12 protein-coding genes are annotated in these 14,649 nt (G+C 48.4%); 10 read left to right on the top strand and 2 right to left on the bottom strand.

What is annotated here, in order from left to right:
* The first annotated feature begins 140 nt into the window (after positions 1–140).
* From zwf to R3187_RS09110, 10 genes are all read left to right on the top strand, one after another.
* Positions 141–1,622 (top strand): glucose-6-phosphate dehydrogenase, encoded by a 1,482-nt coding sequence (gene zwf / locus R3187_RS09155; protein ID WP_318966475.1) that lies wholly within the window; start codon positions 141–143, stop codon positions 1,620–1,622.
* A gap of 21 nt (positions 1,623–1,643) precedes the next feature.
* Positions 1,644–2,333, top strand: coding sequence for a 6-phosphogluconolactonase (gene pgl, locus R3187_RS09150; protein WP_318966474.1), 690 nt, complete (start codon positions 1,644–1,646; stop codon positions 2,331–2,333).
* A 10-nt stretch (positions 2,334–2,343) separates the two neighbouring features.
* Positions 2,344–4,176 carry a phosphogluconate dehydratase gene (gene edd, locus R3187_RS09145; RefSeq protein ID WP_318966472.1) on the top strand — a complete coding sequence of 611 codons (1,833 nt, stop codon included), beginning with the start codon at positions 2,344–2,346 and terminating at the stop codon, positions 4,174–4,176.
* Positions 4,169–5,140, top strand: coding sequence for a glucokinase (locus R3187_RS09140; RefSeq protein ID WP_318966470.1), 972 nt, complete (start codon positions 4,169–4,171; stop codon positions 5,138–5,140). The genes edd and R3187_RS09140 overlap by 8 nt, the downstream gene beginning before the upstream one ends.
* A 3-nt stretch (positions 5,141–5,143) precedes the next feature.
* Positions 5,144–5,797, top strand: a complete 654-nt coding sequence (locus tag R3187_RS09135) for a bifunctional 4-hydroxy-2-oxoglutarate aldolase/2-dehydro-3-deoxy-phosphogluconate aldolase (RefSeq protein WP_318966469.1) — start codon at positions 5,144–5,146, stop codon at positions 5,795–5,797.
* 130 nt (positions 5,798–5,927) lie between these two features.
* Positions 5,928–7,517: an ABC-F family ATPase gene (locus R3187_RS09130; protein ID WP_318966467.1), complete on the top strand. Its 1,590-nt coding sequence runs from the start codon at positions 5,928–5,930 to the stop codon at positions 7,515–7,517.
* 207 nt (positions 7,518–7,724) lie between these two features.
* On the top strand, positions 7,725–8,192 hold the full coding sequence (locus R3187_RS09125; RefSeq protein WP_318966466.1) for a Dps family protein: 468 nt from the start codon (positions 7,725–7,727) through the stop codon (positions 8,190–8,192).
* A 203-nt stretch (positions 8,193–8,395) separates the two neighbouring features.
* Positions 8,396–9,241, top strand: a complete 846-nt coding sequence (locus R3187_RS09120) for an HDOD domain-containing protein (RefSeq protein WP_318966464.1) — start codon at positions 8,396–8,398, stop codon at positions 9,239–9,241.
* 58 nt (positions 9,242–9,299) lie between these two features.
* Entirely contained in the window at positions 9,300–10,994 is a 1,695-nt protein-coding gene (locus R3187_RS09115; protein ID WP_318966463.1) for an NAD-dependent malic enzyme, read from the top strand.
* A gap of 111 nt (positions 10,995–11,105) precedes the next feature.
* Complete coding sequence (locus R3187_RS09110; RefSeq protein WP_318966462.1) at positions 11,106–12,977, top strand: DUF885 domain-containing protein; 1,872 nt, start codon at positions 11,106–11,108, stop codon at positions 12,975–12,977.
* A 27-nt stretch (positions 12,978–13,004) separates the two neighbouring features.
* On the opposite strand, the gene R3187_RS09105 is transcribed toward R3187_RS09110, so the two are convergent.
* A complete protein-coding gene (locus R3187_RS09105) occupies positions 13,005–13,496 on the bottom strand; it encodes a DUF1543 domain-containing protein (RefSeq protein ID WP_318966461.1) in 492 nt (163 codons plus the stop codon).
* A gap of 34 nt (positions 13,497–13,530) precedes the next feature.
* Entirely contained in the window at positions 13,531–14,604 is a 1,074-nt protein-coding gene (locus tag R3187_RS09100; RefSeq protein WP_318966459.1) for a hypothetical protein, read from the bottom strand.
* Between the last annotated feature and the right edge of the window lie 45 nt (positions 14,605–14,649).

Genomic DNA, 14,649 nt, shown 5'->3' with positions numbered 1-14,649 from the left:
AGGCTGCCTTAATATGTAAGATTAGTCAAAATATTAGTTATTATGTAATTAAATTACATCTTTTCGGGTTTACAGCGTCATTTCAGCGCGATAGTATGCGGTAAGTGTTGTAAAATTACGTATTATAGCAAGGGTCAGATATGACAACGACAGCACAAAATGGCCAGAACAACGCCTGCGATTTAATTTTATTTGGCACCAAGGGTGATTTAGCACGGCGAAAGCTGCTACCAGCGTTATATCAGCTGGAAAAAGCGGGTTTGCTGGCCACAGACTCACGCATTATTGGCGTCGCCCGTGATGCCATGGATAACAATGCTTATCTGGAGATGGTAAAAGCTAACCTTACTACCTTTTTGAAAAAAGAGACGCTGGACGAGCAGGTTTGGCAGCAACTGGCGGCCAGGTTGCTGTATGTGCAACTTGATTTAACCCAAACCAGTGATTACAAAAAACTTGGCAAACTGGTCGATGCCGGCAAGCGGACCCCGGTCAGCTACTTTGCCACGCCGCCGGCATTATTTGGCGACTTATGTAAGGGCCTGGCCACTGCGGGTTTAGCCGCAGAACCGTCGCGGGTAGTACTGGAAAAACCAATAGGCCACGACTTAGCCTCTTCAATTGTTATCAATGATCAGGTTGCCGAGCACTTTAAAGAGTGTCAAATCTACCGGATTGACCATTATCTTGGTAAAGAAACTGTACTGAATTTACTGGCGTTGCGGTTTGCCAACGCCATTTTTGCCTCGAACTGGGACCACAATGCAATTGATCATGTACAAATCACCGTGGCTGAAGAGGTTGGAGTAGAAGGGCGCTGGAGTTACTACGATGACGCCGGTCAGATGCGTGATATGGTGCAGAATCATTTGCTGCAGGTACTGTCTTTAATTGCGATGGAGCCACCGGCCAGACTCGATGCGGACAGTATTCGGGATGAAAAACTCAAAGTACTGAAAGCGTTACGCCGGATAGATAGCAGTAATGTCCAGGAAAAAACGGTTCGTGGCCAATATGCCAGTGGCTTTGTCGCAGGTAAGCAGGTGCCGGGTTATCTGGAAGAAGAAGGCGCAAGAGCTGGCAGCCGTACCGAAACCTTTGTGGCAATTAAAGTAGATATTGATAACTGGCGCTGGGCCGGCGTGCCATTTTACCTGCGTACCGGTAAGCGCATGCCGAAAAAACATAGTGAAGTGGTGATTTGCTTTAAACCACAACCCCATAATATTTTCCATGAAACCTATAACGAACTGCCGGCTAATAAACTGATCATCCGTTTGCAACCTGATGAAGGGGTGGAAGTGCAGGTGATGAATAAAATACCTGGCCTGGGTGAGCACATGCGCCTGCAGCAGAGCAAGCTCGATTTAAGTTTCGATGAAACTTTTAAATCTCAGCGGATTGCTGATGCTTACGAACGGCTGTTGCTGGAAGCCATGTTGGGTAATCAGTATTTATTTGTTCGTCGTGACGAAGTAGAACAGGCCTGGCAGTGGGTTGATGGCATTCTCAACGCCTGGAAAAACAACAACGAACCGGCCAAAACCTATCAGGCTGGCACCTGGGGGCCGGTTGCGTCGATTTCGATGCTGGCCCGCGATGAACGGAACTGGGACGAATAAACGAATTAGGTGGAAATATAAATGCAACTTCATCAATACACCGATGCCAGGGCGCTGAATACCGATTTTGCTGCCAAACTGGTAAACCTGCTGCAAGAGGCCATTGCAACCCGTGGCCAGGCATATCTGGTCGTTTCCGGTGGCCGGACCCCCACCGCATTATTTAATGCATTGTCAGCAGCAGATTTGCCGTGGCAACACGTCACCATTTTATTGGCGGACGAGCGTTTTGTGCCGGTTGATGCGCCAGACAGTAACGAGCGACTGGTTAAAGCTAACTTATTAACAGCAAAAGCGGCAAAGGCTGAATTTATCAGTTTGTATGCTCCGGCAGCGTCGGCAGAAGAAGCAATCGCTGATGTTTTACCACGGATCAATGCACTGCCTGTGTTTGACGCTGTTATTCTTGGGATGGGCGAAGATGGTCATACCGCATCATTGTTTCCGTGCAGTGCAGAACTTAATGCGGGTTTAGCACCCGACGCACCCGCGGTACTGGCGGTTAATCCAACTACGGCACCGCATCAGCGCATTTCTCTCAGTTTGCCAAGGTTACTCAATACCCGGCAGTTATTTATTCATCTGGTTGGTCAGAGCAAGCTCGAGGTGCTTACCAAAGCGCAGGCAGGAGCCGATGTAACCAGTATGCCAATCCGGGCAGTTTTGCAACAGCCCGATGTCGATGTGGCCGTCATGTACGCCGCTAATTAGAGGAAGTGATATGAATCCTGTTATTCAACGGGTTACCGACCGCATTATCGCCCGCAGCAGCAAAAGCCGGGCTATTTATCTGGCGCGGATTGATGAAGCAGGCCAGACTGGCCCGCACCGGGGTGTGCTGAGTTGTGGCAACCTGGCGCACGGCTTTGCTGCCTGTAATAAACAGGATAAAGCAGATCTGCGCAGCCTGACAAAGGCAAATATCGGCATTATATCGTCCTATAACGACATGTTATCTGCACATCAGCCTTACGAAACTTATCCTGAGCTGATTAAACAGGCAGTTAATGAAGTCGGCAGCGTTGCTCAGTTTGCCGGTGGTGTGCCGGCGATGTGTGACGGTGTTACCCAGGGCCAGCCCGGCATGGAATTAAGTTTATTGAGTCGCGATATTATCGCCATGTCGGCAGCGGTAGGTTTGTCGCACAACATGTTTGATGGCGGCCTGATGTTGGGGATTTGCGACAAAATAGTGCCGGGCTTGCTGATGGCGGCATTAAGTTTTGGTCATCTACCTTTTGTATTTGTGCCGGCCGGGCCAATGCCTTCCGGTATTCCTAATAAAGAAAAAGCCCGGGTGCGGCAGTTGTTTGCTGAAGGGAAGGTAGGCAAGGAAGAGTTACTGGAAGCCGAATCCGCATCCTATCATTCTGCCGGTACCTGCACTTTTTATGGCACAGCAAATTCTAATCAACTGGTTGTGGAAATGATGGGGCTGCATTTGCCCGGCTCGTCATTTGTTAACCCGGGTAGTGCCTTACGGGACGAATTAACTAAAGCCGCAGCACGGCAGGTTACCCGGTTAACTCAGCTCGGTGATAATTATTTACCCATCGGCAAGCTGGTGGATGCCAAAGCCATTGTTAATGGCATCGTAGGCTTACTGGCGACCGGTGGCTCGACTAACCACACTATGCATCTGGTCGCCGTGGCACGCGCGGCCGGCTTTATTGTTAACTGGGACGACTTTGCTGAGCTTTCTGCCGCGACGCCACTGTTAACCCGGATATATCCGAATGGTCAGGCAGATATTAACCATTTCCAGCATGCGGGTGGCATGGCGCTGCTGATGCGGGAATTACTGGATGCCGGCTTATTACATGAAGATGTGCAAACCATTGCCGGCCCCGGCCTGCGCCGTTATACCCAGCAACCGTTGTTAAAAGACGGCAAACTGCACTGGGTAGATGCACCGGAACAGTCACTGGATAAAGATGTGCTGGCTACTGTTGCGAAACCGTTCAAGAGTCATGGTGGTCTGGAAGTACTGTCGGGCAACATCGGTCGGGCAATTCTGAAAACGTCGGCTTTACGTGATGGCACCGAAGTGATCAAAGCACCTGCAGTGGTGTTTCATAGTCAGCATGAACTTGACGCTGCCTTTAAATCTGGTGAGCTTAATAAAGACTGTATCGTCGTTGTCCGGTTTCAGGGGCCCAAAGCTTGTGGTATGCCGGAACTGCATAAACTGACGCCCCCGCTGGGTGTATTGCAGGACAAAGGATTTAAAGTAGCTCTGGTAACAGATGGCAGGATGTCAGGCGCCTCAGGTAAAGTACCAGCAGCAATTCATGTTACCCCGGAAGCGCTTGATGGCGGCGCGATTGGCCGGATTAGAACCGGTGATATGATGCTGGTTGATGGCAATAGTGGCAAGCTGGAAGTACTGGTTGACGAGGCTGAGTTTAATGCCCGGGATCTGGCCCAGAGTGATTTAAGTCATAACTATTATGGCATGGGCCGGGAAATGTTTGGTGCGATGCGTGCCCAATTAAGTGGCGCCGAGCAGGGGGCCTGTAGCCTGTTTGTTACCGAGGAGCATTTGCATGGCTAACCCGGTAGATTACGCCATTGTTGCCGATATTGGTGGCACCAATGCCCGGTTCAGCCGGGTTAGTTTAACCACCCTGGAGCTGGATAAAGTAGCGGTTTACCCGTGTGCCACCTTCGCCAGCCTGGCTGATGCATTGCAACATTATCAGCAACAGCAGCAATTAACAGATCTTAAACATGTTGCTATTGCGATTGCTTGTCCGGTCACCGGTGATGAAATCAGCATGACTAATTTTCACTGGCACTTTTCGGTCAGCGCCATGCAGCGCCAGTTAGGATTAGAACGGCTACTGGTAATGAATGACTTTACCGCCGTAGCCATGTGTCTGCCGGCGCTTGGAAGCAATGACAAAGTTCAGCTGGGTCAGGGCAGTGCTAAACAAAACCAGCCGATGGCAGTGCTGGGGGCCGGTACCGGTTTAGGTGTGGCCCATCTGATCAATGTTGATGGAAAGTTTATGCCGTTACCGGGCGAGGGTGGCCATGTCGACTGGGCCGCGCAAACGGAACAGGAATGGTTTATTCAACAGGTACTGACTAAAGAATATGGTCATGTCTCGCCCGAGCGGCTGTTATCCGGTCCGGGGCTTGAGGCCATATACCGGGCGCTGGCATTGTATCGGCGCTTAGATGTTGCACCACTGTCTGCCGGTGAAATTGGCAGCCAGGCCCTTGCTGGCAGTTCTGAACTGGCTACGGCTACGGTGGCACAATTTTTTGCCAGCCTTGGCAGTGTGGCCGGTGATCTGGCGCTGACACTCAGTACTTTTGGTGGGGTTTATGTTGCTGGTGGCATAGCACCAAAACTACTGCCATTAATGGCGGCAAGTGAATTCAGAAGCCGTTTTGAAGCAAAAGGCCGGTTTAGCGCTTTTAATCGCCAGATCGCCACCTATATCGTGACTGCCCCGCAACCAGGTTTACTTGGAGCGGCAGTTTACTTAAAACAATCATTGGCGAGTTAACGTATGGCATTTGAAAATTGGCAGCTTCAACCTGCTGAATTATTTGCACAAGGTGCAGTAGTTCCGGTTATCGTAATTAAAGATTTGGCGGATGCCGTACCTATGGCAAAAGCGTTGCTGGCAGGTGGTATCCGGGTGCTGGAAGTCACCTTACGCACCCCGGTGGCGCTTGACGCTATTAAATTACTGGCAGAACAGGTACCCGAAGCCATAGTAGGCGCCGGCACGGTTACTACCGCAGCGCAATTAGAGCAGGTGATCGCGGCTGGCGCCAGGTTTGCCATCAGCCCGGGCCTGACCCGGGAATTACTGCAGGCGGGTAAAGATTCGGTTATTCCGCTGATACCGGGTATTGCCAGTATTTCCGAACTGATGGAAGGTACCGGCCTCGGTTACACCCATTTTAAATTCTTCCCGGCGGAAGCTGCCGGCGGTGTTAAAACCTTAAAATCGATTCATGGCCCGTTCTCTGATATTCGTTTTTGTCCGACCGGCGGCATAAACGAAAGGAACTATCTCGACTATCTGGCACTGCCTAATGTCAGCTGTGTTGGTGGCTCCTGGATAGTGCCGGATCAGGCAGTCAGCGACAAAGACTGGTCAAAGATCACCGAGCTGACCCGCACCGCGGTGGCTGTTGCGGCCCAGGCCCGTTAACACTGTAAAATGCCGTTAGCTCAGGCAACAAACTAAACCGGCAATTATGCCGGTTTTTTTGAATTTACCGCACAAAGCGCGTATAGTGGCGCACCTTTTTCATCCAGTACAATCTGTAGCGGACCTTTTAGTGATCTCAACTGCCAATATTACAATGCAATTCGGCGCCAAGCCGTTGTTTGAAAACATTTCTATTAAATTCGGTGAAGGTAACCGTTATGGTCTGATCGGGGCCAATGGTTGCGGTAAGTCGACCTTTATGAAAATTCTCAGCCGGGAACTTGAACCGACGGCCGGCAATGTATCTGTTGAGCCGAATCACCGGGTTGCAAAATTGCATCAGGATCAATTTGCATTCGAACAGTACTCCGTTATTGATACCGTCATTATGGGCCATGCTGAATTATGGGCCGTGAAGGAAGAACGTGACAGGATTTATGCCAGCAGCGAGATGAGCGAAGAAGACGGGATGAAAGTCGCCGATCTTGAAGTAGCGTTTGGTGAAATGGATGGCTACACGGCAGAATCACGGGCTGGTGAGTTACTGATTGGCGTCGGCATTCCGGTCGAGCAGCATTTTGGCCCGATGTCAGCCATTGCACCGGGTTTTAAACTTCGGGTGTTGCTGGCTCAGGTACTATTTGCTGATCCGGAGATTATGTTACTGGATGAACCGACCAACAACCTGGATATTAATACTATCCGCTGGCTGGAAAATGTACTGGCTGAGCGCAACAGCACCATGGTTATTATTTCGCACGACCGCCACTTTTTAAACAGTGTCTGTACTCATATGGCTGATCTTGATTATGGTGAGCTACGCCTGTATCCGGGTAACTATGACGAGTATATGTTTGCTGCCACCCAGGCTCGTGAGCGTCTATTGTCAGATAACGCCAAGAAAAAAGCCCAGATAGCTGAACTGCAAACCTTCGTCAGCCGCTTTTCTGCCAATGCGTCTAAAGCAAAGCAGGCAACTTCCCGCGCCAAACAGATTGATAAAATTCAGCTGGAAGAAGTGAAAGCCTCCAGCCGGGTTAACCCGTTTATCCGCTTTGAACAGCAAAAGCAGCTTTACCGGCTGGCGCTTGAAGTTGAAGGCTTGAACAAAAGTTTTGCTGAATTGCAGCTGCTGAAAAACCTGAATATGACGATTGAAGTAGGCGAAAAAGTAGCGATTTTAGGCGCCAACGGTATTGGTAAGTCGACCTTATTAAAATGCCTGATAGGGGATTTAACCCCGGAATCCGGCAGCGTGAAATGGTCAGAGAACGCCAAAATTGGTTATTATGCTCAGGATCATGCCCATGAGTTTGCTGAAGCGATGACCTTATTTGACTGGATGAGCCAGTGGAAACAGCCGTCAGATGACGAGCAGGCCATCCGGGGCATTCTGGGACGGTTGTTATTTTCCCAGGATGAAATTAAAAAGTCAGTCAAGGTGTTGTCGGGCGGTGAGAAAGGCAGAATGCTGTTTGGTAAACTGATGCTGCAACGACCCAATATCCTGGTGATGGATGAACCGACCAACCACCTGGATATGGAGTCTATCGAATCGTTAAATATGGCACTGGAACATTACAAAGGCACGCTGATTTTTGTCAGCCATGACCGGGAATTTGTTTCATCTCTGGCCAGCCGGATTATTGAAATCACCGGCCAGGACGTGCGTAACTTTGTTGGTACTTACGAAGAGTATTTAACGGCGCAGGCCAGCTAACCGTCATACTATCTGTCTGAACATTTGAATACACAGCCGGTAACGCTTTGGCGTACCGGCTTGTTATTTTCTGTATTGCCCCCATGTCTTTGTTATAACACTATGTTTATCACAAAATGGTTTATGACGAAAAGCTGAACCGGCCTGGCGCAAAGTTCGGCCCCGTGCAAGTTTTTAAGACGTTTAATTAAGTCAGGAGACAGCAATATGAAAGTTAATATCGGTATAGATGAAAACGAACGTAAAGCAATTTGTGAAGGTCTGGCAGGTTTACTTGCCGATACTTATACCCTGTATCTGAAAACGCATAATTATCATTGGAATGTTACCGGCCCGATGTTTCAGACCCTGCACACCTTGTTTGAAACACAGTATATCGAACTGGCCGAAGCCGTTGATGTTATTGCCGAGCGGATCCGCGCCCTGGGCGAGTTTGCACCGGGTTCTTACAAAGAGTTTGCCAAACTGACCAGCATTAAAGAAGCCGATGGTATTCCTACTGCTGAGGAAATGATTAAAGATTTGGTTAAAGGCCAGGAAGCCATTGCCAAGACCGCCCGGTCTATTGTGCCGGTGGCAGACAAAGCCTCAGATGAAGTCAGCCTGGATTTGTTAACTCAACGGATGACTGTTCATGAAAAAACCGCCTGGATGCTTCGCAGCCTGGTGGCTTAAGAGCAATAGCATTGTTTAAATGCGGGAAGCAGCGCTTAAGCGCTGCTTTTTTATACACAATAATCTGAAAACTGCTTTTGATGGCAATGACAGTAAAAAGTACTAAGTTTTTCCGGCAAAAACTTGTAAAATCAGCACCAGCAGTAACACTTAAAAGCGTCAGATGCTTTTGGTGCTGATAGACCCAACCGGAGATGTCCCCGATGAACGCCTTGCAATATGCGCAAAATGCTGTCGAATTATTTGCTTTTCCTGATAGCTATGTCCGCGTTAAAGAACTGATGGAATCGGACACCGCCAGTCTGGATGATATAGCTGAAGTAATTTTACTTGATCCGGTACTCACTTCTAAACTACTTAAACTGGCTAATAGCGCGGTTTACCGTTTGCCCTATCAGGTTGAATCAGTCAGCAAAGCATTGCTGGTGCTTGGTAAAACTCAACTTTATAACCTTGTGGTCAGCATTGCTGTCAGTTCCGCCTGCAGCAAACTCAGTTCCAGCTCAATTGATTTAGAACGGTTCTGGGAGCAGAGTATTAATGCCGCCCTGATTGGCAAATATCTGGCGAATTTTTGCGGTTTGCGTCAGCCGGACAGGTTATATGTCGCCGGTCTGCTGCATAATATTGGTGAGTTGGTGGTCATGCAACAGGCACCCGACAATGCAGCGCAGTGTCAGAGATATAGCGACGACGTTAAACCCTGGCAGTTACAACAAACTACGCTGGGCTTTACCTATGCTGCCTGCGGTGCAGAACTGTTAAATCTGTGGCAGTTACCCGATAGTATTGTCGAACCGCTGGCCCGCCAGCACAGTACTCAGTTTAATGTAGCTGAGCCAGATGTGTTAATCAGCTATCTGACAGTGCGGCTGGCATTGGCTAACCAACACCCTGATCTTTACAGTATCAAAACACTGATTGATCCCTTTGTGCTGGAACTGTTACATCTGGAACAAGCCGACTTAATTAAAGCGATTGATTTTTGTAATACCGAAGGGTTATTTATCCTGTCTGTTCTGAATCCACGTATCAGCACTATTTATTGATCCAGTCTGTTTTCGGCACTGAATACCAGTGCCGGCGCTATTTTTTTGGAATATTGTTATGTCTGAACCAAAAGTAAAAGCCTCGTTATATACCGCTTATTCCGGCTCTGCATTATTAGAAACACCACTGTTAAATAAAGGTAGTGCCTTCAGTCGGGAAGAGCGGGCTGCCTTTAACCTGACCGGACTACTGCCGCCAAGGTTCGAGACCATAGAAGAGCAGGTCAGTCGGGCCTACATGCAATACAAAAGCTTTGATACTGCGATTAATAAGCATATTTATTTACGGGCAATTCAGGATAATAACGAAACCTTATTCTACCGGTTGGTGCAGCAACATCTGGAGGAAATGATCCCGATTATTTATACGCCAACCGTGGGCGACGCCTGTGAACAGTTTTCTGATATTTACCGCAGCGCCCGGGGCTTGTTTGTCAGCTTCGAAGACCGCTACAACCTGGATGATGTGCTGCGTAGCGCCACCAAAGCCAAAGTCAAAGTCATCGTAGTAACCGATGGCGAACGGGTGCTGGGACTGGGCGATCAGGGCATCGGCGGCATGGGTATTTCTATTGGTAAACTGTCGCTTTATACCGCCTGTGGTGGCATAAGTCCGGCTTATACTTTGCCGGTAATGCTCGACGTAGGTACCAATAACGAAAAACTGTTAAAAGATCCAATGTATATGGGCCTGCGGCAAAAGCGGGTCAATCAGGATGATTACAACGAATTTGTCGAGCTGTTTATAAATGCGGTAAAACGGCGCTGGCCGGAGGCAATAATTCAGTTTGAAGATTTTGCCCAGCCCAATGCGATGCCTTTATTGCAGCGCTATCGTGACCAAATCTGCTGTTTTAATGATGATATTCAGGGCACTGCTGCCGTTACTGTTGGCACCCTGCTGGCTGCCTGCTTAAGCAAAGGGGTAAAACTCAGCACCCAGAAAGTGGTCTTTGTTGGTGCCGGTTCAGCCGGCTGCGGTATTGCTGAGCAAATTATCAGTCAGATGGTGGCGGAGGGAATAACTGAGCAACAGGCCCGGGCGCAAATTTTTATGATTGACCGTTTTGGCTTACTCACTGATAACATGGAAGATTTACGTGACTTTCAGCAGGCGCTGACCCAAAATGCCAGCGCCATTACAGACTGGAATTACAGTGGCGATTATCCCAGCTTACTGGATGTGATGCACTGTGCCACGCCGGATATCCTGATTGGTGTCTCAGGTCAGGCCGGGCTGTTTACTGAGCAGGTGGTGCGGGCCATGAAAAAAGGCTGTGCTAAACCCATTATTTTCCCGCTGAGTAATCCGTCACGTCAGGTTGAAGCCACACCGCAGCAGGTCATAGAGTGGACTGACGGTGATGTTATCGTTGCAACCGGCAGCCCGTTTCCGGCAGTAGAGTACCAGGGTAAAACGCATCATATTGCCCAGTGCAATAACAGCTATATTTTCCCGGGTATTGGTCTGGGTGTTATTGCTGTTAAAGCCCGCATAATCAGTGACGAAATGCTCCGTGCAGCCAGTAAAACCCTGGCAGCGACCTCGCCACTGGCTAATACCGGCAAAGGCAGCTTGCTTCCCCCCTTTACCGCGCTGGCAGAATTGAGTAAAAAAATTGCGTTTGCTGTGGCAAAAGTCGCTCAGCAACAGGGATTAGCGCTGGAAATTGACGATAATACGCTGCAGCAACGGATTGACGATAACTTCTGGAAACCGCAGTACCGGCACTATAAGCGGGTTAGCGGTTAATCGGCCTGCATCGAAAGCCTGCTGATAAACCTTGTTACATTTAGGGCTTAGACTATGTTCCTTATTAACGGTACGCTGAGAATTATCTTCGCCCGTTAATAAGGAACTGTAATGCGCAAATCGTTATTATGTCTTGCTGTGGCCGCCATTCTGGCCGGTTGTAGTCCAGCCCCTGAAAATACCACAAACACTTCAGCTGAAAATCCGGTTGTAACTGAGACCGCAGTATCGGCCCCTTCCACCACAGAGCGGTTAAATCAGTGGTTTGAAGAAAAATATGAGCAGCAATTACAGCAAAGCCCATTGCAAATGACCTTTCTTGGCCGCAAAGACAAGTACGATCAAATTGACGATGTCACCATTGCCGCTGAAGAGCAGCAGCTGGCTGCGCTCGCAGCAAGTGTAGCTGAACTGAAAGCCAACTTTAACTACGATGAGCTTGATCTTGAAGCCCAGACATCTTATGACGTCTGGGTTTATCAGTATGAAATGGCAAAAGCCGGGCAAGCATTCAGAACCAATAATTATGTATTTACCCAGATGCAGGGTATCCACGCTTTACTACCGCAAATTCTAATCAATTTTCATAAAGTGGATAGCGCCGAGGATATGCAGGCCTATGTAACGCGAATTGAAGGGATCAGTAAGGCTATTACCGACTTACTGCAACGGGCACAGCAAAATGCTGCAGAAGGCGTGCGGCCGCCTCGTTTCGCCTATGAAGGCGTTATGCAACAGCTTGATAATTTACTGGCCGGTGCACCACTGACTGATTCTGAGCAGGATATTCCGCTTTGGGCTGACACCAAAGCTAAAATCAATAGCCTGATTGCGGCTGATAAACTCAGTGATCAGCAGGCAGAGCAACTTCGCAATGATGCCAGAATGGCGTTAGAGCAGTATTTTCAGCCAGCTTACAGCAGTCTGAAGCAATGGCTGCAGGATGACATCGATAATACCGATACTATTGCTACCGGGGTCGGTAAACAAATCAACGGCAAAGCCTATTATGACCATCAGCTGAAAGCCTCAACCACCACTGATTTAACCGCTGAACAAATTCATCAGATAGGTTTGGATGAAGTTGAACGCCTGACAGCTGAGATGACAGCAATTAAAAATAAAGTCGGCTTTCCGGGAGACTTGCAGGAATTTTTCAAATTTATCAAAAAGGATGATCAGTTTTACTACCCGGATACGGATACCGGGCGCCAGGGCTATATCGATGACTCCCAGCAATATCTGGACTTTATCAACAGCCGGTTGCCGGAGTTTTTTGGCACCTTACCTAAGGCCGGTCTTATTGTAAAACGGGTTGAACCATTCCGGGAACAGCCGGGTGCTGCCCAACACTACTTTCCGGGTACGCCAGACGGTAGCCGGCCAGGGGTGTACTATGCCCATTTATCAGATATGCGTTCTATGCCGAAAAATGAAATGGAGGCAATTGCCTATCATGAAGGTAGTCCTGGCCATCATATGCAAATTTCAATTGCGCAGGAGTTAACATCAGTACCAACATTCCGGACTCAGGCCCAGTTTACTGCGTATTCTGAGGGGTGGGCTTTATACTCTGAATTACTGGCCAAAGAAATGGGTGCTTATCAAAACCCGTATTCAGATTTTGGCCGGCTAATCACTGAAATGTGGCGGGCGGTGCGGCTGGTGGTCGATACCGGCTTACACAGTAAAGGCTGGACTGAGCAGCAAGCCATTGACTATTTCCTGGCAAAAACCCCCATTGCTGAAGGCGCGGTGCTGTCAGAAGTACGTCGCTACATTGTAATGCCAGGCCAGGCTACGGCTTATAAAATTGGGATGCTGAAAATTCAGGAACTGCGGCGCTATGCCGAACAGCAACTGGGAGAACAGTTTGATATCCGGGCCTTCCACGACACCATTTTAACCGGCGGTGCGCTGCCATTGAGCGTGCTGGAGCGCCGGGTGAAAAACTGGGTTAGTCAGCAAAAAGGCACAGTCTGACTCGCCGCCCGCCTGTAACCGGGCGGGCTAGCCAATAACAATATAGTCGTTTTCAAAGTAACAACCGTCATGTGGTGCCGGGTTAAGCTGAATATAGCGCCCGGCAACCTGTTCTATCGCCAGACATTGCTCAATTTCAAATATATTGTCGGTATGGGGCTTATCCCATTTTAAGCTCAGCTGTTGCTTTGCCAATTTTTTTGCCTCAGCCTTGTTATCTGCAGCCAACACCAGATATCGGTGATCTTCGCCAAATACGCTGCCAACATAGCCGCCTAAGTTGATAAAAAATAACGTCGGACCTGTTTCTGGCGGTGCGTCAACCAGGTTAACGGCATAGGAGCCCACACCTGAAATCGCCATCCAGGCATCAATGTGCAGTCCTTCCGGTGCTGCAAACCACAAGGTCCTGAGTTGGGAATAGGTTTGCTGAAGATTATCACCGGCTACAAAAACAACATCATGCAGTTCAATATTGGCTTTGGGGTGAGTGCCGCCCAGCATTACCATATACAGCATTGTTTGAATTCCTTAAATTAAAAAAATGCTGATACTACTTGGTCGCAGGTTGCAATACCAGGCCCGGATTGATGCGCCATATCAGTTTAAAGCCTTTGTTTAATATATATAAAAAAAGTAAGGGTAACAGCAGGGTTTTCAGGAAAAACAGTGCCATTAAGTTAAGGATGTTGGCTACTGCGTTATCAAGTCGCTGTTTTAACTGATATACCTGACGCGGATTGACCGCATCTTTAATGGCGGCGATACCGTCACCCAGCGAACTGAAACTATTTGATATAGCAGCAAAAAAGCCCGGTGTTTTGCCTTCACGTGCCAGTTCGGCAAGTTGGATTTGGTTATTAATGTCAGCAAGTTGGCGTTGCAATTGTGGTCTTTGTTGCGGTGGCACAGTACTCAGGCGTTGCGTAAGGGTTATTGCCTGTTGCTGCAGCTCAGTAATATTGGCCGTTAAACTGCTGTGTAATTCCGGATTAGTAAATTTATTATCCTGCTCATTAACACCTTCAATACTTTCCAGAATTTGCAGCTGATTTTCAGTGCGCTGGTGTAAAAAAGCCTGGTCGACAATGCCGTTGGCAGCCACCACCAATACCAGGGCAAAACGTAAAAACAACAAAGCAAAAAACAATCGCAGTAAAAATAAACCCAAATAACCGGCGGCAAAAGATCGATTTATCACTGCACTAATCAGTAAAGCAACACCGGAAATTGTCAGCAATATTTTAAAAATATTGTCACTGACAATTTCCAGCAATACCTTCTGAATAACCAGTGAACCGATGGCCAGCTTCATTGCAGACGAATACTGCTCTACCAAATCATTGAGTGGATCAAGTACCTGCCCAGCCCCTACTGAACCACCAATACCCACGCTGAACTCAAAGGTAACTGACTGTAAAAACGAAATCAGGGCATTCATTGCCCGGGCAATTACAAAGGCTGAACTGGCCTGAACTAAAGCTTCATCAATGTAAACGGTGGTGTAGCGATCAATGACCCCACTCCAGGATAAGCCAACGCTACCTACAATCAGGCCAAAAAACAGCCAGCGCCACCTGCTGGTATCACCGCTATGTTTAATCGCCGTCATGACTTCTGTCATCATTAAACCCTTGTAGGTAGCGTAATCTGATAAAATAATGCTAACAGT

It is taken from the genome of Arsukibacterium sp. (assembly GCF_033721375.1).
Taxonomy (GTDB): Bacteria; Pseudomonadota; Gammaproteobacteria; order Enterobacterales; family Alteromonadaceae; genus Alishewanella.
Note: the sequence above shows the minus strand (reverse complement) of the source record. Positions and strands in the feature narration are given on the sequence as shown.